At 69.0% G+C, this 23,598-nt stretch carries 20 protein-coding genes; all 20 read left to right on the top strand.

Annotation, left to right across the window (positions count from 1 at the left end; genetic code table 11):
* Positions 1 to 136: 136 nt before the first annotated feature.
* The 20 genes from BMZ38_RS03395 to BMZ38_RS03300 all read left to right on the top strand — a co-directional run bounded on the left by BMZ38_RS03395 (position 137) and on the right by BMZ38_RS03300 (position 23,534).
* Positions 137 to 850, top strand: coding sequence for an ABC transporter ATP-binding protein (locus BMZ38_RS03395; RefSeq protein WP_091334069.1), 714 nt, complete (start codon positions 137 to 139; stop codon positions 848 to 850).
* Between the two features lie 191 nt (positions 851 to 1,041).
* The gene (locus BMZ38_RS03390) at positions 1,042 to 2,349 is read left to right on the top strand and encodes an ABC transporter permease (RefSeq protein WP_091334067.1); all 1,308 of its coding nucleotides are present in this window, start codon (positions 1,042 to 1,044) and stop codon (positions 2,347 to 2,349) included.
* A gap of 10 nt (positions 2,350 to 2,359) precedes the next feature.
* The gene (locus BMZ38_RS03385) at positions 2,360 to 3,598 is read left to right on the top strand and encodes an ABC transporter permease (RefSeq protein ID WP_091334065.1); all 1,239 of its coding nucleotides are present in this window, start codon (positions 2,360 to 2,362) and stop codon (positions 3,596 to 3,598) included.
* Between the two features lie 61 nt (positions 3,599 to 3,659).
* A complete protein-coding gene (locus BMZ38_RS03380; RefSeq protein WP_091334063.1) occupies positions 3,660 to 4,973 on the top strand; it encodes an ABC transporter permease in 1,314 nt (437 codons plus the stop codon).
* An 11-nt stretch (positions 4,974 to 4,984) separates the two neighbouring features.
* Entirely contained in the window at positions 4,985 to 6,217 is a 1,233-nt protein-coding gene (locus tag BMZ38_RS03375) for an ABC transporter permease (RefSeq protein ID WP_091334061.1), read from the top strand.
* Positions 6,218 to 6,272: 55 nt separating this feature from the next.
* Entirely contained in the window at positions 6,273 to 7,589 is a 1,317-nt protein-coding gene (locus tag BMZ38_RS03370) for an ABC transporter permease (RefSeq protein WP_091334058.1), read from the top strand.
* A gap of 11 nt (positions 7,590 to 7,600) precedes the next feature.
* Positions 7,601 to 8,851 (top strand): ABC transporter permease, encoded by a 1,251-nt coding sequence (locus tag BMZ38_RS03365; protein ID WP_091334055.1) that lies wholly within the window; start codon positions 7,601 to 7,603, stop codon positions 8,849 to 8,851.
* 19 nt (positions 8,852 to 8,870) lie between these two features.
* Positions 8,871 to 10,169, top strand: a complete 1,299-nt coding sequence (locus tag BMZ38_RS03360; protein ID WP_091334053.1) for an ABC transporter permease — start codon at positions 8,871 to 8,873, stop codon at positions 10,167 to 10,169.
* An 11-nt stretch (positions 10,170 to 10,180) separates the two neighbouring features.
* Positions 10,181 to 11,401, top strand: a complete 1,221-nt coding sequence (locus BMZ38_RS03355) for an ABC transporter permease (RefSeq protein WP_091334050.1) — start codon at positions 10,181 to 10,183, stop codon at positions 11,399 to 11,401.
* Between the two features lie 106 nt (positions 11,402 to 11,507).
* Positions 11,508 to 12,809 carry an ABC transporter permease gene (locus BMZ38_RS03350; protein ID WP_091334047.1) on the top strand — a complete coding sequence of 434 codons (1,302 nt, stop codon included), beginning with the start codon at positions 11,508 to 11,510 and terminating at the stop codon, positions 12,807 to 12,809.
* Between the two features lie 12 nt (positions 12,810 to 12,821).
* Positions 12,822 to 14,045: an ABC transporter permease gene (locus BMZ38_RS03345; RefSeq protein WP_091334045.1), complete on the top strand. Its 1,224-nt coding sequence runs from the start codon at positions 12,822 to 12,824 to the stop codon at positions 14,043 to 14,045.
* Positions 14,046 to 14,068: 23 nt separating this feature from the next.
* Positions 14,069 to 14,767: an ankyrin repeat domain-containing protein gene (locus BMZ38_RS03340; RefSeq protein WP_091334042.1), complete on the top strand. Its 699-nt coding sequence runs from the start codon at positions 14,069 to 14,071 to the stop codon at positions 14,765 to 14,767.
* Between the two features lie 44 nt (positions 14,768 to 14,811).
* Positions 14,812 to 16,134, top strand: a complete 1,323-nt coding sequence (locus BMZ38_RS03335; RefSeq protein ID WP_091334039.1) for an ABC transporter permease — start codon at positions 14,812 to 14,814, stop codon at positions 16,132 to 16,134.
* A 48-nt stretch (positions 16,135 to 16,182) separates the two neighbouring features.
* Positions 16,183 to 17,397 carry an ABC transporter permease gene (locus BMZ38_RS03330; protein WP_091334036.1) on the top strand — a complete coding sequence of 405 codons (1,215 nt, stop codon included), beginning with the start codon at positions 16,183 to 16,185 and terminating at the stop codon, positions 17,395 to 17,397.
* A gap of 157 nt (positions 17,398 to 17,554) precedes the next feature.
* Positions 17,555 to 18,892, top strand: coding sequence for a sigma-54-dependent transcriptional regulator (locus BMZ38_RS03325; protein WP_091334035.1), 1,338 nt, complete (start codon positions 17,555 to 17,557; stop codon positions 18,890 to 18,892).
* A gap of 104 nt (positions 18,893 to 18,996) precedes the next feature.
* Positions 18,997 to 19,332: a hypothetical protein gene (locus tag BMZ38_RS03320; protein WP_091334034.1), complete on the top strand. Its 336-nt coding sequence runs from the start codon at positions 18,997 to 18,999 to the stop codon at positions 19,330 to 19,332.
* A 28-nt stretch (positions 19,333 to 19,360) separates the two neighbouring features.
* The gene (locus BMZ38_RS03315) at positions 19,361 to 20,734 is read left to right on the top strand and encodes a sensor histidine kinase (RefSeq protein ID WP_091334033.1); all 1,374 of its coding nucleotides are present in this window, start codon (positions 19,361 to 19,363) and stop codon (positions 20,732 to 20,734) included.
* A gap of 79 nt (positions 20,735 to 20,813) precedes the next feature.
* The gene (locus BMZ38_RS03310) at positions 20,814 to 21,758 is read left to right on the top strand and encodes an SPFH domain-containing protein (protein WP_091334032.1); all 945 of its coding nucleotides are present in this window, start codon (positions 20,814 to 20,816) and stop codon (positions 21,756 to 21,758) included.
* Positions 21,759 to 21,825: 67 nt separating this feature from the next.
* Entirely contained in the window at positions 21,826 to 22,272 is a 447-nt protein-coding gene (locus tag BMZ38_RS03305) for an NfeD family protein (protein WP_091334031.1), read from the top strand.
* On the top strand, positions 22,269 to 23,534 hold the full coding sequence (locus tag BMZ38_RS03300) for a threonine/serine exporter family protein (RefSeq protein WP_091334030.1): 1,266 nt from the start codon (positions 22,269 to 22,271) through the stop codon (positions 23,532 to 23,534). The genes BMZ38_RS03305 and BMZ38_RS03300 overlap by 4 nt, the downstream gene beginning before the upstream one ends.
* Positions 23,535 to 23,598 lie beyond the last annotated feature (64 nt).

Below are 23,598 nucleotides of genomic sequence, written 5' to 3'. Positions count from 1 at the left end.
CGGAGCATGGGGAACTGGAACGAGTGATCCGGAGCCATCCTCCGGGGCGGTGCCCCCAGACGCCGCAGGCTCCACCTTCCCGTTCCCCATCCTCCGTTCCCTGCCCGAGTTACCACCACCACCGAAGGACGCAACCATGCTCAAGATGACCCACCTGTCCAAGGTCTACCGCACCGAAGTGGTGGAGACCTACGCCCTGCGCGACTTCAACATCGACGTCAAAGAGGGCGAGTTCGTCGCCGTCACCGGTCCGTCCGGCTCGGGCAAGACCACCTTCCTGACCATCGCCGGCCTGCTGGAGACCTTCACCGGTGGCCACTACCACCTCGACGGCATCGAGGTGAGCCAGCTCAACGACAACGCCCGCTCGAAGATCCGCAACGAGAAGATCGGCTTCATCTTCCAGGCGTTCAACCTGATTCCCGACCTCAACGTCTACGACAACGTCGAGGTGCCGCTGCGCTACCGCGGCATGAAGGGCGCCGAGCGCAAGCAGCGCATCATGGACGCGCTCGAGCGCGTGGGCCTGGCCTCGCGCGCCAAGCACTACCCGGCCGAGCTCTCCGGCGGCCAGCAGCAGCGCGTCGCCATCGCCCGTGCGCTCGCCGGCTCGCCGCGCCTGCTGCTGGCGGACGAACCGACCGGCAACCTGGACACGCAGATGGCCCGTGGCGTGATGGAGCTGCTCGAAGAGATCCACCGCGAGGGCGCCACCATCGTGATGGTGACGCACGATCCGGAACTGGCCTCACGCGCCCAGCGCAACGTGCACATCATCGACGGCCAGGTGGTCGACCTGTCCGAGGAACCGCGCTTCCACGCGCACAACGCGCGCGTCGCCGACGCCTGATGGATCGTGTTTGAAGCCCTGCGCCGGCGCGCCGGCGCAGGGCCGGGAGAGGGGAGGTCGCTCCCTCGCCGTGGAAGCCGGGCCAAGGCCTCCTCCTCTCTCCCATTCAACGGCAGCGATACGACCACTCCTGCGCCGGTGCGCGAGGAGCGGGAGCAGGTGCGGCCATTCCACCCTTCGGGAACCCCGACATGTTCGCCTACTACTTCCAGCTCGGCCTGCGCAGTCTCCGCCGCAACCCGCTGCTCACGGCGCTGATGGTGATGGCGATCGGCTTTGGCGTGGCCGCGTCGATGATCACCTATTCGGTGTTCCGCGCCACCGCCAACAATCCGATCCCGCAGAAGTCGGACCAGCTCTACGCGGTGCAGATCGCCAACTGGAAGCCGGAGGACCTGGACAAGAGCGAGCCGCCTGACGCGCTGACCTACACCGATGCGGTCGCCCTGATGCAGGCGCACCGGGCCAGGCGGCAGACCGCGCTGTACCCGGTTGGCCCGTCGGTAGTTCCCGCCGACGCCAGCCAGCTGCCGTTTCGCGAGACCACCTACGCCTGGTACGGCGACGCCTTTGCCATGTTCGACATCCCCTTCCTCTACGGCGGCGCCTGGAGCGCGGCCGAGGACGGCGCCCATGCTCCCGTCGCGGTGCTGGGCAAGGCGCTCAACGACAAACTCTTCAACGGCGCCAACAGCGTCGGCAAGACGATCAACCTCGACGGGCACGACTACCGCGTCACGGGGGTGATCGACACCTGGAACCCGCAGCCGATGTTCTTCGACGCCAGCAATACCCAGGGCTTCGGCGACCCGGCCGAGCTGTTCATCCCCTTCACCCGGGCGATCGACCAGCAGATGGGCGGCGCGGGCAACTTCAACTGCAGCGCCACGCCGGGCAGCGGATGGGAGGCCAGGCTGCGCTCCGAATGCATCTGGATCGCGTTCTGGGCCGAGTTGCCCTCGGCCGCCGAGGCCGCCGGCTACAAACGGTTCCTGCGCGGCTATGCCGCCGAGCAGCAACACGCCGGACGGTTCAACTGGGCGCCCAACGTGCGCCTGCGCAACGTCACCCAGTGGCTGGACTTCGAGAAGGTGGTGCCGCCGGAGAGCAAGATCTCGCTGCTGGTTTCGCTCGGCTTCCTGCTGATCTGCCTGGTCAACACCATCGGCCTGCTGCTGGCCAAGTTCATGCGCCGCGCGCCGGAGATCGGCGTGCGTCGCGCCCTGGGCGCCTCGCGCAAGACGATCTACGCGCAGTTCCTGGTCGAGGCCGGCGCGGTCGGGCTTGCCGGCGGCGTGCTGGGCCTGCTGCTCACCGGGCTGGGCGTGCTGGGGGTGGGGCTGGTGTTCGATCCACAGATCGCCCGGCTGGCCACGCTGGATTTCTCTCTGATGGGGCTGACCTTGCTGGTGGCGACCCTCGCCACCGTGCTGGCGGCGTTCTATCCGACCTGGCGCGCCGCCCAGGTGCAGCCGGCCTGGCAGCTTAAATCCAACTGAGGCGACGACGATGCAGATCAAACCGATTCTCGCCGCGCTCAAGCGGCACAAAGCCGGCACTGTGCTGATCGCACTGCAGATTGCACTGACCCTGGCGATCGTCTGCAACGCACTGTTCATCATCCAGCAGCGCGTGTCCAAGCTGGTGCGACCCACCGGCGTGGCCGAGAGCGAGGTGCTCACGGTGCAGAACAGCTGGGTCGGCGCCGACGACGCGACCGCCGCGTCGCGTACCAAAACCGACCTGCTCGCGTTGCGCGGCATGCCCGGCGTGCGCGACGCCAGTTTCTCCAATTCCTACCCGCTGCGTGGCGGCGGCATGTCGCTGGGCGTCAAGACCGATCCGGACGTCAAGAAGCCGATTACGGGTGCCACCATCTATTACAGCGACGACCATTCGATCGACGCGCTCGGCGCCAAGCTGATCGCCGGTCGCAACTTCCTGCCGCAGGAAATCAGGTGGGTGGGCAGCAACGAGTTCGATGCGCCTGCGCAAGTCATCATCTCCAAGGCGCTTGCGCACAAGGTCTACCCGGATGGCTCCGCGCTGGGCAAGCCCATTTATCTCGCCCTCGGGGAGACCGGCGGCAAGCCCAGCACGGTGGTGGGTATCGTCGAGCGCCTGCAGGTGCCCTGGTCGGGCAACTGGGCCAGCAACTTCGTGGAGTATTCGGTGCTGGTGCCCTACCAGTCGACCGGCGCGTTCGGCAGCTACATCATCCGCGCCAAGCCCGGCCAGCTAGACGCATTGACCAAGGCGGTGCCGGCGCTGCTGTTCAAGACCAACCGCATGCGCGTGATCCCCGCGGAACGCGGCGTGCGCACCTTCGCTCAGGTACGCGACGAGGCCTACAAGAGCGACCGCGGCATGGCGATCCTGATGGGTGTGGTCTGTGCGGTGCTGCTGGCGATTACCGCCGCGGGCATCGTCGGCCTGACCAGCTTCTGGGTCGGCCAGCGGCGCAAGCAGATCGGCGTGCGGCGTGCGCTGGGCGCGACCAAGCACGACATCCTCAGCTATTTCCTCACCGAGAACCTGCTGATCGGCGCCGGCGGCGTGATCGTGGGCGCGGCGCTGGCGATCGGCATGAACCTGTGGCTGGTCAGCCATTTCGAGATGGAGCGGCTGTCGCTGCTGTACGTGGTGGTGGGCGTGGTCGCGCTGCTGCTGCTCGGGCAGGGCGCGGTGCTGGCGCCCGCGATGAAGGCCTCACGCGTGCCGCCGGTGGAAGCGACGCGCTCGGTGTGATCCAGACCCTCTGCCCCGGCTCTTGTCGAGCATGCGGCTAGGGAGCAAACCCGGAGTACTGATGTTCGGCTACTACTTCCAACTCGGCATGCGCAGCCTGCGCCGCAACCCGGTGCTGACCGCCCTCATGGTCATCGCGATCGGCTTCGGCGTGGCCGCCTCGATGATCACCTACTCGGTGTTCCGGGCGGTGTCAGGCGACCCGATCCCGGAGAAGTCCGCCGTGCTGTTCACCCCCCAGGTCGACAGCTGGGGACCGCAGCAGAACATCCACGGTGAACCGCCCTATGCCCTGAACTACGTCGACGCCCTGGCGCTGTTGCGGGCCCACCAGGCCAAGCGCCAGACGCTGTTGTATGCGGTGTGGCTGTCCGCGCAGCCCACCGGGGAGCAGAGCCTGCCCAGGGGCGCCGACGGCTACGCCGTGACAGCGGACTTCTTCCCCATGTTCGACGTGCCGTTCCTCTACGGCAGTGGCTGGAGCGCTGCCGAGGACGACGGGCGTGCGGCCGACGTGGTGCTCAGCGAGGAATTCAACCAGCGCCAGTTCGGTGGCGCGGACAGCGTGGGCCGTGAGGTGGTCCTGGGCGGACGCGCCTACCGCGTGGTCGGGGTCACCCGGCACTGGAACCCGCGGCCGCGCTTCTTCGCCGCCTCCGGCAGCACCAGCGGCTTCAAGGATCCGACGGACTTCTACATCCCGTTCTCCCGTGCAGTGGACCTCAAGCTCGACACCGCCGGCAACAACAGCTGCCGCGGCAATCCCTCGTTCAATGGTTACGACGGCTGGCTGCAGAGCAACTGCGTCTGGGTCACCCCGTGGGTGGAGCTGGACAACGCGGCCGATGTCGCCCGGTACCGCCGCTTCCTGGAGGGCTACGCGGCCGACCAGCAGCGGGCCGGGCGCTTCGCCTGGGCGCCCAACGTGCGCCTGCGCGACGTGATGCAGTGGCTGGACTACCGCCAGATGGTGCCGCCGGAGTCGAAGATCGCGCTGGTCGTGGCGTTGGGCTTCTTCGTCATCTGCATGGTCAACACCATCGGCCTGCTGCTGGCGAAGTTCATGCGCCGCGCCGGCGAGATCGGCGTGCGCCGGGCGCTCGGTGCGCCGCGTAAGCAGATCTACGCGCAGTACCTGGTCGAGGCGGCCTCGGTGGGCGCGGCCGGTGGCCTGCTCGGGCTGATGCTCACCGCACTGGGCATCTCCGGCGTGGGCATCCTGTTCCGCCCGCAGATCGCGCGCCTGGCGCACCTGGACCTGTCGCTGGTGGGGCTGTGCCTGGTGCTGGCCGTGCTGGCCACCCTGGTGGCGGCGTTCTATCCGGCCTGGCGCGCCGCCCAGGTGCAGCCGGCCTGGCAGCTGAAGTCACACTGAGGACACGCCAGATGCAGATCAAACCCGTCCTCACCGCGCTGCGCCGCCACAAGGCCGGCACCGTGCTGGTCGTGCTGCAGATCGCGCTGACCCTGGCGATCGTGTGCAACGCGATGTTCATCCTGCACGCACGCCTGTCGCACCTGTCCGAGCCGACCGGCGTCGACGAAGCCAACCTGTTCGTGATCGCCAACCAGTGGGCTGGCGAGCAGAAGTCCAAACAGGAAATCGATGCCCAGGTGCGCGCCGACCTGATCGCGCTGCAGCAGCTGCCGGGCGTGCTGGATGCCGCGCCGAGCAACTCCTATCCGCTGCGCGGCAGCGGCTGGGACAACTTCGTCGGGCTCAAGCCGGACCAGCTGCAGCCCACCTCCGACGCGGCGGTCTACCTGGGCGACGAGCACCTGCTGCGCGCGCTCGGCGTGAAGCTGGTGGCCGGCCGCAACTTCCGCGCGGACGAGATCGGCACCCTGGGCCTGCGCGAAGAAGTGCATCCGGCGCAGGTGATCGTCACCCGGGCGCTGGCCGAGCGGCTGTACCCGCATGGCTCGGCGCTGGGCAAGCCGCTGTACTCGATGAGTGCCACGCCCAGCACGATCATCGGCATCGTCGACCGCCTGCAGACGCAGTCCGTGGACGACTGGCAGCGAGCCTACGCCTACCAGTCGATGATCTGGCCCTTGCGGCTGGACTGGCCATCGGGGCTGTACTACATCGTCCGCGCGCGCCCGGGCCAGCTCGCCGCCGCGATGCGCGAAGCGCCCAAGGCGTTGTTGGCGCTGGACAGCCAGCGCATCATCGACCCCTCCGATGGCGGCAGCTTCGCCCAGATCCGCCAGCGTGCCTACGACAGCGACCGCGGCACGGCGATCCTGATGGGCATCATCAGCGCCGTGCTGCTGGTGATCACCGCCGCCGGCATCGTCGGGCTGACCAGCTTCTGGGTAGGCCAGCGGCGCAAGCAGATCGGCGTGCGCCGGGCGCTGGGTGCGCGCCAGCGCGACATCCTTTCCTACTTCCTCACCGAGAACCTGCTGATCAGCCTCGGCGGCGTGCTGCTGGGCGTGGTGCTGGCAGTGTCCATGAACGTGTGGCTGGTGGTGCGGATGGGAGCGCAGCCGATGTCGCCGCTCTACCTGGCGGCCGGCGTGCTGTTGCTCCTGCTGCTGGGGCAGGGGGCGGTACTTGCGCCGGCGATGAAGGCATCGCGCGTTCCGCCGGTGGAGGCGACGCGCAGCGTTTGAGGTTTATTTGCCCTCTCTCCAGCCGGAGCGAGGTGAGCGGATCACGGAGCCTGGTATGTTCAGTTACTACCTACAACTTGCCTTGCGCAGCCTCAAGCGGAGTCCTGGGCTGACCGTGCTGATGGTGCTGGCGATCGGCTTCGGCGTGGCCGCCTCGATGACCACCTACTCGGTGTTCCGTGCGGTGTCGGGCGATCCGATCCCGTGGAAGTCCTCCAAGCTGTTCGTGCCACAGATCGACATGTGGGGACCGAAGGGTCGCAGCGACAACGGCGAGCCGCCGGACGCCATGGACTACGCCGATGCCATGGCGCTGCAGCGCGCGCATCGGGCCAAGCTGCAGTCGGCGATGTACCAGGTCTCGCCCTCGGTGGTGCCGACCGGTGCCGGCAAGCACCCGATCAACGTCAGCGGGCACGCGGTCTACAGCGAGTTCTTCCCGATGGTCGACGCGCCGTTCCGCTACGGCAGCGGCTGGGGCGACGACGCCGATCGCCAGCGCGCGGCGGTGGTGGTGATCAGCAGCAAGCTCAACGAAAAGCTGTTCGGCGGCGCCAACAGCGTCGGCCGGTCGGTCAGCATCGAGGGCAAGGACTATCGCGTGGTCGGCGTGCTGGACGACTGGAACCCGCAACCGCGCTTCTACGACGTGGTCAACACCGGCGGCTTCAGCAGCGGCAACGAGGACGTCTTCCTTCCCTTCGAGCGTGCCATCGACGTGGGCATGCCCAACGACGGCAACACCAATTGCAGCGAGATACCGGCCGAATCGGGTTTCGTCGGCCTGCAGCATTCCAGTTGCGTGTGGCTCGCCTACATGGTGGAGCTGGACGACGCTGCCGCGGTCAGCGCCTACCGCCAGTACCTGGACGGCTACGCGCGCGACCAGCAGCAGGCCGGACGCTTCGGCTGGGCGCCGAACAACCGCCTGCGCAGCCTGCCCGACTGGCTCGATTCGGAGAAGGTGGTGCCGAGCGATACCAAGGTCTCGCTGCTGGTCGCGCTGGGCCTGCTGATCGTGTGCCTGGTCAACACCGCCGGGCTGCTGCTGGCCAAGTTCCTGCGCCGCAGCAGCGAGATCGGCGTGCGCAGGGCGCTGGGCGCACAGCGTACGGCGATCTACGCGCAGTTCCTGACCGAGGCCGGGATCATCGGCCTGGCCGGCGGCGTGCTCGGGCTGCTGCTGACCGGCGTGGGCGTGGCCAGCGTGAGCTGGGTGCTGCCCAAGGACATCGCCTCGCTGGCGAGGCTGGACGCGCCCCTGCTGGTGCTGACCCTGCTGGTGGCCACCGCCGCGACCCTGCTGGCGGGCCTTTATCCCACCTTCCGTGCCTCGCGGGTGCAGCCCGCCTGGCAGCTGAAAAGCAATTGAGGAGCCAAGCGATGACCCTGCATCCCATGATCGCGGCATTGCGCAAGCACAAGGCCGGCGTGGTGCTGATCGCCCTGCAGATCGCATTGACCCTGGCGATCGTCTGCAACGCGGTGTTCATCATCGGCCAGCGCGTGCAGCGGGTGAACCGCCCCACCGGGCTGGACGAGAGCAACCTGATGCTGGTCACCCAGCAGTGGGTCGGCGCGCCCAGCGGCGACCAGCCGGGCGACGTGGACAAGCTCGACAGCCTGCAGCAGGCCGACCTGGCCGCGCTGCGCAACATGCCCGACGTCGCCTCGGTGGTGCCGATCAACTCGCTGCCGCTGCTCAACTCCTCCTGGAACGGCTCGGCCGCGCTCAAGCCCGGCACCGACCTGCGTGGAGGCAATGCGCGCACCACCTACTACTTCGGCGACGAGCACATGTTGAAGACGCTCGGCGTAAAGCTGGTGGCCGGCCGCGCGTTCACCGCCGCCGACGTCCAGCACCGCGGCTTCCGCGACCAGGGCGAGCCGCCCATCGCGATCGTCACCCAGGCGCTGGCCGACAAGCTGTTCCCCCAGGGTGCGGTGGGCAAGGTGATGTACCTGGACGGCTCCGGCACACCGACCACCATCATCGGCGTGGTCCAGCGCCTGCAGGTGCCCGGCACGGGTAGCTGGACCAACGGCTTCGTCTGGAACGCCACACTGGAACCGGTGCGGCTGAACGCAAACTTCTCGCGCTACGCCATCCGCACCAAGCCCGGCCGGCTGCAGGCAGTGATGAAGGCGGTCACGCCCGTGCTGTACGGCGTCAACCCGATGCGCGTGCTCGACGACGACAGCGTCAAGTCGTTCGCCGACATCCGTGCGGAGGCCTACCGCGCGGACGTGGGCATGGCCGTGCTGATGGGCGTGGTGTGCCTGATCCTGATCGGCGTCACCGCTGCGGGCATCGTCGGCCTGACCAGCTTCTGGGTCGGCCAGCGCCATCGCCAGATCGGCGTGCGCCGTGCGCTGGGCGCGCGCAAGGTCGACATCCTGCATTACTTCCAGACCGAGAACCTGCTGATCGCGGGCATCGGCGCGGTCATCGGCGTGCTGCTGGCGATCGGCCTGAACCTCTGGCTGATGCATCACTACGAGATGGACCGGCTGCCGGTGCTGTACGTGATCGCCGGCGTGGCGGCGGTGCTGGTGCTGGGCCAGGCCGCGGTGTTCGCGCCGGCGCGGCGGGCGTCGAACGTGCCGCCGGTGGTGGCGACGCGAAGCGTTTGATCAGGGAGCTGCCGACGGCATGTTCGGGTACTACCTCCAACTGGCATGGCGCAGCCTCGGCCGCAACCGGGTGCTCACCACGCTGATGGTGCTGGCGCTGGCGCTGGGCATCGGCGCGTGCATCACCACGCTGACCGTGCTGCGGCTGCTCTCGGGGGACCCGCTGCCGGGCCGCAGCGCGCAGCTGTACTACCCGCAGGTCGACCCGTACCCGAAGGACGGCTACGTGCCCGGCCAGAGCAAGCCGCAGGAGAATCTCACCTGGGTCGATGCGAACAACCTGTTCGAGGCGCATCGTGCGCCGCGCCAGGCGCTGGTGGCGCTGGGCTCGGCCAAGATCCAGCCGCATGACGCGGGTGGGCGGCCGTTCTTCGGCGACGCGGTGATGGCCACGGCGGAGTTCCTGCCGATGGTCGGCGCGCCGTTCCGCTACGGCAGCGCCTGGAGCGCCGATGACGACACCGCCGGCGCGCGGGTGGTGGTGATCGCCGACTTCCTCAACCAGAAGCTGTTCGGTGGCGCCAACAGCGTGGGGCGCACGGTGCGTCTGAACGGCAACGATTTCCGCGTGGTCGGCGTGCTTGGCCATTTCTCTCCGCAACCGCGCTTCTACGCGATCAACATCGGGCGCAGCTATGGCGACGGCGACGGGGTCTTCCTGCCCCTGCGGGCCGCGCGTGCCACCGAGATGGCGCCCACCAACATCAGTTGCTGGGCCGCGGGCGACATCGAACACCTGGAAACCGCGCCCTGCATGTGGCTGGGCCTTTGGGTGGAGCTTCCCGACGCCGCTGCCGTGGCGAACTACCAGCGCTTCCTCGACGGCTACGTGCGCGAGCAGGTCGCGCAGGGCCGCTTCCACCGCACCGACACGGCGCTGCCGGACCTGATGCAATGGCTGCGCAACGAGCAGGTGGTGCCGGACGACGCGCGGCTGCAGGCCGGCCTCGCCTTCGGCTTCCTGCTGATCTGCGTGACCAACACGATCGGCCTGCTGCTGGCCAAGTGCCTGCGCCGCTCGCGCGAGATCGGCGTGCGGCGCGCCCTGGGCGCGACCCGTGGCGCAATCTTCGGGCAGTTCATGGTGGAGGCGGCGATCGTCGGCCTGGCCGGCGGCCTGCTCGGGCTGGTGTTCGCCGAGGCCGGCCTGTGGGGCATCCGCCACCAGCCGGCCGAATACGCCAGCCTGGCCAGGTTGGACCTCTCGATGTTCGCTTTCACCTTCGTCGTGGCGCTGGCTTCGGCGCTGGTCGCCGGGCTGCTGCCGGCGTGGCGCGCCTGCGTGGTGGCGCCCGCGCCGCAACTGAAGAGCTCCTGAGGGGCCACGCCATGGAAATCGGACCCATCCTCGCGAGCCTGCGCAAGCACCGCATCCCGGCGCTGCTGATCGTGCTGGAAATCGCACTGGCCTGCGCGGTGCTCTGCAACGCGGTGTTCATGATCGGTGCGCGCGCGGGCGAAATCCGCCTGTCCGATGCGATCGACGAGCAGGGCCTGAGCGTGGTCACGCTCACCGGTGCCGATCCGGAGCGCGCATCGAGCGAGATACCCCGCAACCTGGACGCGCTGCGCCGCATCCCGGGTGTGCAGGCGGTGGCGGTGCTCAACACCATGCCGCTGTCGGGCAACGGCTGGAACGTCAACTTCACCACCCGGCCGGACATGAAGCCGACCGACAAGGGCAGCATCAACTCGAACATCTACCTGATGAGCGAGGGTGCGGACCGCGCGCTCGGCCTGCGTCTGAAGCAGGGACGCATGTTCGGCAGCGAGGACTACGCCAGCAGCACGATGGGCGCAACCTTCGCGCCGGAGACGCACGTGGCGATCGTCAGCGAGCGGCTGGCCGGCCGGCTCTGGCCAGGCCAGTCGGCGCTCGGCCGCAAGATGTACATGGACAAGTACTGGTACCAGGTGGTGGGCGTGGTGGCTGACGTGCTCCGGCCGACCCGGGCCGGCGCGGGCCTGCCCGGGATCTACGACACGGTGTTCTTCCCGATGCAGCCGACCGACGTGCTCAACTACTACGTGCTGCGCAGCGCGCCGGCCGACCGCGACCGCGTCGCACGCCAGGCCGAGGACACGCTCGCCCGGCTCGATCCCGGCGCCGTGGCCGAGGGCAAGACCTTCGTCGACATGCGCGGCGACTTTTTCTCCGGCGCGTCGAGCATGGTCTGGATGCTGGTGCTGGTGTGCGTGGTGATGCTCGCGGTGACCGCCTTCGGCATCGTCGGCCTGACCAGCTTCTGGGTGGCGCAGCGGCGCCGGCAGATCGGCATCCGCCGCGCGGTGGGCGCGCGGCGCGGGCACATCCTGAGCTATTTCCGCACCGAGAACTTCCTGCTCAGTGCCGCCGGCGTGGCGCTGGGCATGGTGCTGGCCTTCGGCATCAACCTGTACCTGATGCAGCACTACGAGGTGGACCGCATGCCCTGGTACTACCTGCCGGGTGGCGCGATCGCGCTGTGGCTGCTGGGGCAGGCCGCGGTTTACGGTCCGGCGCATCGCGCGGCCATGGTGCCACCGGTGGAGGCGACGCGTTCGGGGTAGGTCCGCAGCGGCACGAAGGACGTCCGTCCCTTTTACGGGGCCGCGATGCCCGAAGGGCGGATGGGGGCGTTCCGCCCGCGTCCGGGTTTCTCAAGGAGCAAAGATCATGTTCGGCTACTACCTCGACCTGGCCCTGCGCAGCCTCAGGCGCAACAAGGCGCTCACCGCGCTGATGGTGCTGGCCATCGCGCTGGGCATCGGTGCCTGCATGACCACGCTGACGGTGCTGCACGTGCTTTCCGGCGATCCGATTCCCGGCAGGAGTACGCAGCTCTACTACCCGCAGCTCGATCCGCGGGACATGGACGGCTACCGTCCCGAGGACGATCCGCCGGCGCAGGTCACCTGGATCGACGGCATGAACCTGCTGCACGCCAGGCGGGCGGACCGCCAGGCGCTGATGACCGGCGGCGCGGTGCCGATCCAGCCGGCGCAGTCGGCGATCGAGCCGTTCTTCGAGGACGCGCGCTACACCACCGCCGACTTCTTCCCGATGTTCGACGTGCCGATGCTCTACGGGCACGCCTGGAACCAGGCCGATGACGAGGGCAGCGCGCGCGTGGCGGTGATCTCGCGCAAGCTCAACGACAAGCTGTTCCAGGGCAAGGACAGCACCGGCCAGACGCTGCTCATGAACGACGTGGCCTTCCGCATCGTGGGCGTGCTCGACAGCTGGCGCGTGACGCCGCATTTCTACGACCTCAACAACGGCAGCTATTCCGAAGACGAGGGCGTGTACCTCCCGCTGACCACGGCCAAGGACCTCAAGCTCGCACGCAACGGCTCGACCGATTGCTGGGGCAAAGGCTCCGATCCGGACCACATGGATACCGCGCCCTGCGTGTGGCTGCAGTTGTGGGTGCAGCTGGACACGCCGGCCAAGGTCGCCGCGTACAAGACCTTCCTCGTGCACTACTCGCAGGAACAGAAGACCCTGGGCCGCTTCCAGCGCCCGCCCAACGTGCGCCTGGACGACGTGATGGGCTGGCTGGACTTCAACAAGGTGGTGCCCGGCGACGTGCGGCTGCAGGCATGGCTGGCGCTCGGTTTCCTGCTGGTATGCCTGGTCAATACGGTGGGCCTGATGCTGGCCAAGTTCCTGCGCCGCAGTGCGGAGCTGGGCGTGCGCCGTGCGCTCGGCGCCTCGCGGCGCGAGGTGTTCATGCAACTGCTGGTCGAGTCGGGCGTGATCGGCCTGACCGGCGGCGTCGGCGGCCTGCTGCTGGCGTTGCTCGGGCTGTGGCTGGTGCGCAAGCAGCCGTCCGACTACGCCGCGCTTGCCCACCTGGACCTGTCGATGCTGGCGGCCACCTTCCTGCTGGCAGTGGGCGCCACCTTGCTGGCCGGCCTGCTGCCCGCCTGGCGCGCCTGCCAGGTCACTCCCGCCCTGCAACTGAAGAGCAACTAAAGGAGAGCCGCCATGGACGTCCTGCCCATTCTCTCCACCCTTCGCCGGCACAAGATAACCGCCCTGCTGGTGGTGCTGGAGATCGCGCTGACCTGCGCCATCGTCTGCAACGCGGTGTTCCTGATCAGCCAGCGGCTGGAACGCATGCAGATGACCAGCGGCATCGCCGAGCACGAGCTGGTGCAGATCCAGGCGTTCGGCATCGGCAAGCCCGACGACGCCAGGGCCCACACGCAGGAAGACCTGGCTGCGCTTCGCCAGATCCCGGGCGTGAAGTCGGTGGCGCTGGTCAACGAGGTGCCGTTCACAAACAGCTCGTGGAACTCCAGCATCAAGCTCGATCCGAAACAGAAGCTGCCCACGCTCAACGCCACGCAGTACTTCGGCGAGGACCTGCTTTCCACCTTCGGTGCCAAGCTCGTCGCCGGGCGGAACTTCAATCCGGACGAGTACCTGGAGTTCCGCCAGGTGCAGCGCGACGAGACCCTGCAGAAGAAGGTCACCGGCGTCATCATCACTCGCGCCCTCGGCGAAAAGCTGTGGCCCGGCCAGAGCGCCCTCGGCAAGCCGATCTACCTGGGCGACGATTCGGTACGCGTGATCGGCGTGGTGGAAGGCCTGATCCGACCCTCGCTGTTCAACGGCGACGACACCGCGCAATGGTCGATGGTGTTCCCGCTGCGCATGGACACCGGCAACGCCAGCCGCTATGTCCTGCGCACCGCGCCCAAGGACCGCGAACGGGTGCTCGCCGCCGCCGCAGCCACGCTGCGCAAGGCGAACCCGCACCGCATCATCCAGGACAAGAAGACGCTGGACGACATCCGCGGCGAGTTCTTCCAGGACGACCGCGCCATGGCCGGACTGCTCGCCGGCGTGTGCATCGCACTGCTGGTGGTGACCGCGCTGGGCATCGTCGGCCTGGGCAGCTTCTGGGTCGCACAGCGCCGCCGCACCATCGGCGTGCGCCGCGCGCTGGGCGCGACGCGTCGCAACATCCTCCATTACTTCCAGACCGAGAACTTCCTGCTCGCCACGATCGGTATCGCGCTGGGCATGGTGCTGGCCTACGGCATCAACCTGTTCCTGATGCTGCACTACGAGCTGCCGCGGCTGCCGGCGTACTACTTCCCGGTCGGCGCCGTCGTGCTGTGGCTGATCGGGCAGGCGGCGGTGCTCGGGCCGGCCATGCGTGCGGCCGCCGTGCCGCCGGTCGTCGCGACCCGCTCGGTTTGAGCCATGGACAAGGAGGCAGACGCATGACCGTCCGGATCCACATGCACGAAGACAGCCGTAACTCGGCGCGCCCAGGCGTGCGGCGGCCCGTGGCGGCGTTCGGCAGGGGCGCACGCTTGCGGTTCGGCGTGGCATGCGTCGTGGCCATGGCTGGCGCGGGTGCCTGGGCCATGCCCGGACCGGCCACCCCATTCCCCGCCGGCGCCACGGCTAGCCATCCCGCCGATGCCCTGCGCCTGATCGACGCGGTCCGCCAGGGACGCGTGGACACCGTCAGGCAGCAGGTCGACGCGGGCCTTGCGATCGACACCTGCGTGCCGGGGGACGGCACGGCGCTGATCGTTGCCGCACGGCGTGGCGCCCCGGCCATGGTCGATGCGCTGCTCGGCCTTGGGGCCGATGTCAACCGCGCCTGTGCGGGCGACGGCAACCCGCTGATCGCCGCCGCAGCCGGTGGCCGTCTCGAATCGTTGGGTCGCCTGCTTGCCGCCGGTGCACGGGTGAACGACGTGGTGCCGGGCGACGAAACGGCGCTGATCACGGCGGTGCGCAGCGACCAATTGGAGGCTGTCCGCTACCCGGCCTCCCGCGGCGCCGATGTCAACCTCGGTGCCGCGGCCGACGACGGCCAGTGGCGTTCACCGCTCAACCAGGCCCGCAGCGACGCTGTCGCACGGTTCCTGCGCGCAAGGGGCGCCACCCCTGGCGGAGCCGGCCGATGACCACCGGGGCGCGCAGCCACGCTTCCGAATCCATGGAGTAATCGATGTTTACCTACTACCTCGACCTAGCCTTGCGCAGCCTCAAGCGCAACAAGGCGCTCACCGCGCTGATGGTGCTGGCCATCGCCGTGGGCATCGGCGCCAGCATGACCACGCTGACCGTCATGCACCTGCTCTCGGGTGATCCGATGCCCGGGCGGAGCGCCACGTTGTTCTACCCGCAGGTCGATCCGACCGACAGCCCGAAGCCCGACAGCCAGCCCCGCGACGTGATGGACTACCGTTCCGCGGTCGACCTGTGGAGCGCCCACCGTGCCGACCGCCAGGCGCTGATCGCCAGCACTGAGCTGAAGCTGCGCGCGCCAGGCGTGAACCTGCCGCCGCAGATGGCGCGGGTGCTGACCACCACCAGCGACTTCTTTCCCATGTTCTCCGTGCCGCTGCGTTACGGCACTGCCTGGACGCCGGCCGACGACGAGCAGCGCTCACGCGTGGCGGTGATCTCCTCCGACCTCAACAACCGCTTGTTCGGCGGCGCCAACTCCGTGGGCCGCACCGTGCGGCTGAAGGATTCGGACGTGCGCATCATCGGCGTACTCGCGCCCTGGCGTCCGTCGCCGCAGTTCTACGACGTGGCCGGGGGAAGGTTCTCCGAAGGCAAGACGGCCTCGTTCTACGCCAAGCCCGAGGAGGTCTTCATGCCCTTCAGCACGGCACAGGATGTCGCCGGCAGCGAGTTCAACGTATTCACCTGCTGGGGCAGCGTGGAGGCAATGAAGCATTTGCAGACGGCACCTTGCGCGTGGGTCGCGCTGTGGGTGCAACTGGACGATGCGGCGAAGGTCGCCGGCTACCGCCGCTTCGTGGCCGACTATGCGGCCCAGCAGAAGGCGCTCGGCCGCTTCGTGCACGGTGACAACACGCGGATGATGGACCTGATGCAGTGGCTGGATTTCAATCACGTCGTGCCCAGCGACGTGCGGCTGCAGGTCGTTCTGGCGTTCGCGTTCCTGCTGATCTGCCTGTGCAACACGGTCGGGCTGCTGCTGGCCAAGTTCCTGCGCCGCAGTGGCGAGATCGGCGTGCGGCGCGCGCTTGGCGCGAGCCGTGGCGCGGTGTTCGCCCAGTGCCTGGTAGAGGCGGGGACGATCGGCCTGCTCGGCGGACTCGGCGGCTGGCTGCTGACCCTGCTGGGCCTGTGGCTGGTGCGGCGCCAGCCGGTCGAGTACGCGGACCTGGCGCACCTGGATGCGGGCATGTTCCTGGCCACCTTCGCGCTCGCGGTGCTGGCCGCCCTGCTGGCCGGCCTGGTGCCGGCCCTGCGCGCGAGCCGCGTTACGCCCGGCCTGCAACTGAAAACGCTTTGATGCGCTGCGCACCATTGCAGCCGCACTCCTGAAGGAGCCAAACGAACCATGCAGATACAACCCGTCCTCGCCGCATTGCGCCGCCACCGCCTGGCCACGCTGCTGATCGTCATGGAGATCGCGCTTGCCTGCGCCGTGCTCTGCAATGCGTGCTTCCTGATCGCCAATCGCCTGCAGCAGACGCGCCTGCAAAGCGGGGTCGACGAGACCTCGCTGGCCGAGTTGACGCTCACCGGCTTCGACCCATCGCAGGCGACCGACCTCAACGCGCGGGTACTCGACGGGCTGCGCACGATTCCCGGCATCCAATCGGTCAGCGTGATCAACGCGGTGCCGTTCGGCCAGCACGCCGGCACCGCGGGCATCAAGCTGAGCCGCGATACGCCCGATTCGGCCGGCGTGGTCGACTTCTACGTGGGCGGGCCGGGCAGCTTCGAGGCGCTGGGCCTGCACGTGGTGTCGGGCCGCGCGCCGCAGGCGACCGACATGAGCGCAGTGGCAGACTTCCTGCCCAAGAGCGCCCCGGTGCTGGTGAGCCGCGCACTCGCCGCGCACCTGTGGCCGGATGCCGACCCGCTGGGCAAGGTGATCTGGTGCGCCGATCGTCCGTATCGCGTGACGGGCGTGGTGGACCACCTGGCGCGACCGGCGGGCGGCCAGGGCGGTCCGGAAACGCGCGAGTGGTCGGTGTTCGTGCCGGCCTTGCCGGGCGAGAACCTTGCCGGCGTCTACCTGTTGCGCGCCGCCCCGGACCAACTGAACCGCGTGCTGCGCGATGCCCGCGCGCGGATCGCCAAGATCGCCCCGGAAGTGGTGGTCGACAGCCTGGGCAGCCAGACCCTGCCGCAGCTGCGCGACCGCTACTTCCGCGACGACCGCGCCATGGCCGGCATGCTGCTGGGCGTCATCGTCGCGCTGCTGCTGGTGACCGCGCTGGGCATCGTCGGCCTGACCAGCTTCTGGGTCGCCCAGCGGCGCAAGCAGATCGGCGTGCGCCGCGCACTGGGTGCCACCCGCGGCGACATCCTGGGCTACTTCCAGACCGAAAACTTCCTCATCGTCAGCTTCGGCATCGGGCTCGGCATGCTGCTCGCGTTCGGCATCAACCTCCTGCTGATGACCCAATACGAGCTGCCGCGCCTGCCGCTGCTGTACCTGCCGATCGGTGCGCTGGTGCTGTGGGGGCTCGGCCAGCTGTCCGTGCTGGCCCCGGCGCTGCGTGCGGCGGCGGTGCCTCCGGTGGTGGCGACGCGCTCGGTGTGAGCAGCGCGCCAATGCCTGCTCCAACGTAGCCGCGGGTCGCGGGCACGCACGGCAGCTGCGGGCCAGGTAGGCTATGGGCGGCGTCGCAGGCGCGTCGTCGCCGAATGGCAACCTTTTGGCGTGGAGCTGCATCCATGCCGGCATGTGTAGGAAAAAGATGCGAACCGTCCTGATCATTGACGACAACCCCGCGGTGGGCGAAGCGCTGTCCTTGCTGCTTTCGCTGCACGACATCCGCCCGCTGATCGCGATGACGCCGCAGGACGGCTTGGCCACGCTCGACCGCGAGCTGGTGGACGTGGTGATCCAGGACATGAACTTCACCGCCGACACCACCTCCGGCGAGGAAGGCGTGGCGCTGTTCCGCGCGATCCGCCAGCGCCACACCGACCTGCCGCTGATTCTGCTGACCGCCTGGACGCACCTGGAAACCGCGGTGGAGCTGGTCAAGGCCGGCGCCGCCGACTACGTGGCCAAGCCGTGGGACGACACCAAGCTCCTGGCCACGGTGGAGAACCTGCTGGAGCTGTCCGAGTCGACCCGCGAGGTCAACCGCACCCGCCGCGAGCGCCGCCGGCGCCGCGAGGTGCTGCGCCAGACCTACGAGCTGGACTCGCTGGTATTTGCCTCCGACGCGATGGCGCAGACGCTCGAGCTCGCCTGTCAGGTCGCGCGCTCGCACGTGCCGGTGCTGATCACCGGACCCAACGGCGCGGGCAAGGAGCGCATCGCCTGCATCGTGCACGCCAATTCGCCGGTGAAGCACGGGCCCTTCGTGGCGGTCAACTGCGGCGCGCTGCCGGGCGAGCTGATCGAGGCGGAGCTGTTCGGTGCCGACGCCGGTGCCTACACCGGTGCCAACAAGGCGCGCGAGGGGCGCTTCGAGCTCGCCGATGGCGGCACGCTGTTCCTGGACGAGATCGGCAACCTGCCGCTGCCGGGACAGGTCAAGCTGCTGCGCGTGCTGGAGACCGGGCAGTTCGAACGGCTGGGCTCGGGCCGCACGCGGCAGGTCAAGGTGCGCGTGCTTTCCGCGACCAATGCCGACCTCAAGGCGATGGTGCGCGCCGGCACGTTCCGCGAGGACCTCTACTACCGTCTCAACGTGATCGAGGTAAACCTGCCGCCGCTGGCCGAGCGCAGCGACGACATCGTGCCGCTGGCCGAATACTTCCTCGACGGCCGCGCCGAGCTGGGCGATGCGGCGCGCGAGGCGCTGGTGAGCTACCCGTGGCCTGGCAACGTGCGCGAACTGAAGAACGCGATCGAGCGTGCCGCCCTGCTGGCCACCGATGGCGTGGTGACCCCGCACCTGCTCAACCTGCCGCAGCACACGCCGGCGGTGGCGCGCAACCTGGACGAGCCCAGCCGCGAGGCGGTGGAAACCGCGCTGCAGCGGGCCGACGGCGTGGTCAGCCGAGCGGCGCAGTCGCTGGGCCTGTCGCGCCAGGCGCTGTACCGGCGGATGGAGCGCTACGGGCTGGCCACCGGCTGACGCGTGCAGTGCGTTCGCGAGCGGGCGGCATCCGTGTCTTCCGTCGGTTGCCGCTGCGCGGCGGGCGCGGGATGATCGGTGTCCGTGCCCCAGGAGCAGGATCCATGCGTATCCGAGTTGCCGTGCTTGCCTCCCTGCTTGCCGCCGGTGCGGCGCAGGCCCAATCGGTCCCGTCCGCTCCGCCCGCTAGCGACAGCTGGAGCAAGCCGGCGCCGGCATCTACGGCCAGCTATCGCTCCGATGCCGCCAGCCCGGCGACGGAGCACGGGCAGGCGTCCCACTTCAAGTTCAAGGACCGTCGCGGCCCCATGCCGCTGCCGGGCAACGCGGCGCAGGAGCACTCGGGCAGCGCCGGGGTCGGCACCGTGGGAGCCATGGACCGCAATGGCCGCCCGGCGGTCAACTGTCCGCAGACGCCGATGGACCCTGCGTGCCACTGAGACGCCAGGCCCGCGGCCGGAGCCCCGCATGCAACTGAGATCGCTGCAGGCCCGGCTGAGCGGGCTGCTGATGCTGGCTAGCCTGAGCGGCGCGGCCGTCTACGCCGGCATCACCCAGTGGCCGCTGCCGGAGCTGCTCTCCTGGCTGCGCCACGATCCGCGCCTGGGCGCGCACCTGCCGACCCTGCCGGGCATCTCCGGCGGCCTGCTGGCCAGCCTGCTGGTGCTGTTGCCGCTGGCACTGTGGCTGGGGGCGCTGGTGATGGCGCCGATCCGCCGCCTGTTGCGCGCGCTGGAAGGCGCGGTGGCGAGCTACCGCGACGGCGACTTCAGCTTCTCGATCTCCGCCGATCGCCGCGACGAGCTCGGCGAGCTGATCCGCATGCACAACGCGCTGGGCCAGACCCTGCGCGAACAACGCCAGCACCTGGTGCAGCGCGAGCTGCTGCTGGACACCGTCGTGCAGCACACGCCGGTGTCGCTGGTGCTGGCCAACACGCAGGGCCGCGTGGCCTACGCCAATATCGCCGCGCGGCACCTGTTCAACGAGGGACGCAGCCTCAACGGGCTGGACTTCGGCGAGCTGCTGCTCAACGTGCCCGAGGCGCTGCGGCGCGCGGTGGAAAGCGGCGAGGACGTGCTGCTCAGCGTGCCGATGGACGGCGCCGAGGAAACCTTCCACCTGTCCCAGCGCCTGTTCCGCCTGCAGGGACGGCCGCACAAGCTGTATTCGTTCCGGCGCATGACGCGCGAGCTGTCGCGGCAGGAAGTGGCGACCTGGAAGCGGGTGATCCGCGTGATCAGCCACGAGCTCAACAACTCGCTGGCGCCCATTTCCTCGCTTGCGCACTCCGGCGCGGAACTGGCCCGGCGCGGCGACATGGCGCGGCTGCCCGGCGTGTTCGCCACCATCGGCGAACGCGCGCGGCACCTGCACGGCTTCATCGCCGGCTACGCCAGCTTCGCCAAGCTGCCCACGCCGCAGCCGCAGGCGATCGACTGGCAGGCGTTCCTGGACAGCCTGGCGCTGCATTGCCGTTTCCGGCTGGTCGGCACGGTGCCGGACGACCCGGGTTGGTTCGACAAGGCGCAGATCGAACAGGTGCTGATCAACCTGATCAAGAACGCGCACGAAGCCGGTGGCGCGGAGGACGGCGTCACGCTTTCGCTGGCGCAGGTCGGCCACGACTGGCGCATCGAGGTGGCCGACCGCGGTCCCGGCATGAGCGAGACGGTGCTGGCGCAGGCGTTGCTGCCGTTCTATTCGACCAAGCGCGCCGGCACCGGCCTGGGCCTGGCGCTGGCACGCGAGATCACCGAGGCGCACGGCGGGCGTATCACGCTGGCCAACCGCGAGGACGGCGGCCTGCGCGTGAGCCTGCTGCTGCCCGCCAAGTCCTGACCCGGGCCTCCCGGCTGCGGGAGGCATCCGGCTGTCCGCGCTCGCCTATACTCGCCGCTCAACCACAGGAGGGGGAGCCATGGGCAGCATCGTGATCGGCGTCGTCATCATCGTGCTGGCGGTCATCGTCATCGCCAAGCTGGTGCGGATCGTGCCGCAGGGCTACGAATGGACGGTGGAGACCTTCGGCCGCTACACGCGCACGCTGAGCCCTGGCCTGCATTTCCTGATCCCGTTCTACCAGGCGGTCGGCGCCCGGATGAACATGATGGAACAGGTGCTGGACGTCCCCTCGCAGGACGTCATCACCAAGGACAACGCCGTGGTGCGCGTGGACGGCGTGGTGTTCTACCAGGTGCTGGATGCGGCCAAGGCGGCCTACGAGGTGGCCAACCTGGAGCAGGCCTCGCTGGCGCTGGTGATGACCAACATCCGCACCGTGCTCGGCTCGATGGACCTGGACGAGTCCCTGAGCAAGCGCGACGCGATCAATGCGCAACTGCTGCGCGTGGTCGACGAGGCCACGCACCCCTGGGGCGTCAAGGTCAACCGCATCGAGATCAAGGACATCGCGCCGCCGCGTGACCTGATCGACTCGATGGCGCGGCAGATGAAGGCCGAGCGCGAGAAGCGGGCGAACATCCTGGAGGCCGAGGGCTTCAAGCAGGCGGCGATCCTCAAGGCCGACGGCGAGAAGCAGAGCGCGATCCTGGCCGCCGAGGGCAAGAAGGAGGCTGCCTTCCGCGAGGCCGAGGCACGCATCCGGCTGGCCGAGGCCGAAGCGGAGGCGACCAAGATGGTTTCCGACGCGATCGCCAACGGCAACCTCAATGCGCTCAACTACTTCGTCGCCAATAAGTACGTCGAGGCGCTGAAGGAAATCGCACACTCGCCCAACCAGAAGATGCTGCTGCTGCCGATGGAGGCCACCGGCATCATCGGCTCGCTGGCGGGCATCGCCGAACTGGCGAAGGAGTCGCTGTCGCAGCAGGGAACGGTGAAAGCGGTGCCGCCGCCGCGCTGATCCACCGTTCGCCCGGGCACCGTGACGTCGTGCGCCCGGGATTCTCCGAGAAGGCAGGAGTTCCTTGATGTCCCTGTTGTCCGCACATCATTTGTGGTGGCTGCTGGCCCTGCTGCTGATCGCACTGGAAGTCGCGCTGCCGGGCTACTTCCTGCTGTGGATCGGCATTGGCGCGGGGGCGACCGGAGCGCTGGCCTGGCTGATGCCCGGAATGTCGCTGCTAATGCAGGCGATCGCCTTTGCGGTGCTGGCCTTCCTTGCCTGTGCGATCTACGCCTGGATGCTGCGGCCGAAGCTGCGGCGGACCGAATCGACCGGCGAGCGGCTCAACCGCCGCGGCGCGCAGATGGTCGGCCAGCGCTACGTGCTGGTCGCGCCCATCGTCAACGGCCGCGGCAAGGCCCGCGTCGGCGACGGCGAATGGCTGGTCACGGGGCCGGACCTGCCGCTGGGCGCGACGGTCGAGGTGGTGAAGGTCGAGGGCAACACGCTGCAGGTCCGGGCCGCCGCATGAGCGCCGTCGGCAGCGCGGCGCAGGCGCCGTTCGACACCCGCCTCGCGTTCCTGGTTGAGCTTGCGCGCAGGCTGCATCAATACGGCACGTCCGCGCCGCGCCTGGAAATGGCCGTCGCGGGGGCGGCGCTGCAACTGGGCGTGGTCGCCGATGTGTGGTCCAGTCCCACCGCGATCATCATCTCCTTCGCCGAGGCCAGCCGCGGCGAGGAAGGCCTGGCCCAGGTCACCCAGGTGGTGCGGTTGGCGCCCGGTGACGTCAACCTGGCGCGGCTGTGCGAGGCCGATGCGATCGCCGACCGCGCCATCGCCGGCGAGCTCGGCCTGCGCGAGGGTTTCCGCCTGCTGCGCGAGCTGGGCCGCCCGGAAACGCGCCGTGCGCAGGCGGGCGTGGTCGGCAGCTACGGCCTGTCGGCGGCGAGCGTGGCGGCGCTGTTCCTGCACAGTTCCTGGGCCGACCTGGTGGTGGCCGGCGCGATTGGCCTGGTGATCGGCCTGATCACCGTGCTCTCGGCGACACGGCCACGGCTGGCGGCGGCGAGCGAGGCGATCAGTGCGCTGGTGGCAACCGCCGGCGCGATCCTGGTCAGTGCCTTCGTGGTGCCGCTGGCGATCAAGTCGGTGGTGCTGGCGGCGCTGATCGTGCTGGTGCCGGGCATGTCGCTGACCACCGCGGTGCGCGAGATCTCCAGCCAGCACCTGACCTCGGGCATGGCGCGCATGGGCGGCGCGATCGCGACCCTGCTCAAGCTCACCTTCGGCACCGTGGCGGCCAGCCAGCTGTGCGCGGCGTTCGGCATCAGCGCCGGCACCTACGTGCTGCCGCCGCTGCCGCGCTGGATGGACTGGCCCTCGCTGCTGGTCGGCGCGCTGGGTTTCGCGATCCTGTTCCGCACGGCGCGGCGCGACTGGGCGGTGGTGGTGTGCGCGGTGGTCGTCGGCTACCTGGCCACGCGCTGGGGCGGCCTGCTGTCGACGGCGATCGCCGGTGCGCCGGTGGGCGTGTTCATCGGCGGGTTCCTGCTGGGCGCGATGGCCAACCTCTACGCACGCTACATGCACCGTCCCGGCGCGGTGGTGCGCGAGCCGGGCATCATCCTGCTGGTGCCCGGCAGCGTCGGATTCCGCAGCGTGTCCTACCTGTTCGAGCGCGATACGACGCTGGGCATGGACAGCCTGATCCTGCTGGTCACGCTGCTGATCTCGCTGGTGGCCGGTCTGCTGTTCGGCGATTTGCTGGTGTCGCCGCGGCGCTCGCTCTGAGCAAGCTTTGCCGGCGCCGCTCTTCCGGGCAGGCAGGCAAACAGGCGGCGTGCGTGCGCTGACG

This window comes from Frateuria terrea, assembly GCF_900115705.1.
Lineage (GTDB): Bacteria > Pseudomonadota > Gammaproteobacteria > Xanthomonadales > Rhodanobacteraceae > Frateuria_A > Frateuria_A terrea.
The sequence above is the reverse complement of the archived record's forward strand: the minus strand, read 5'-3'. Positions and strand labels throughout refer to the sequence as shown.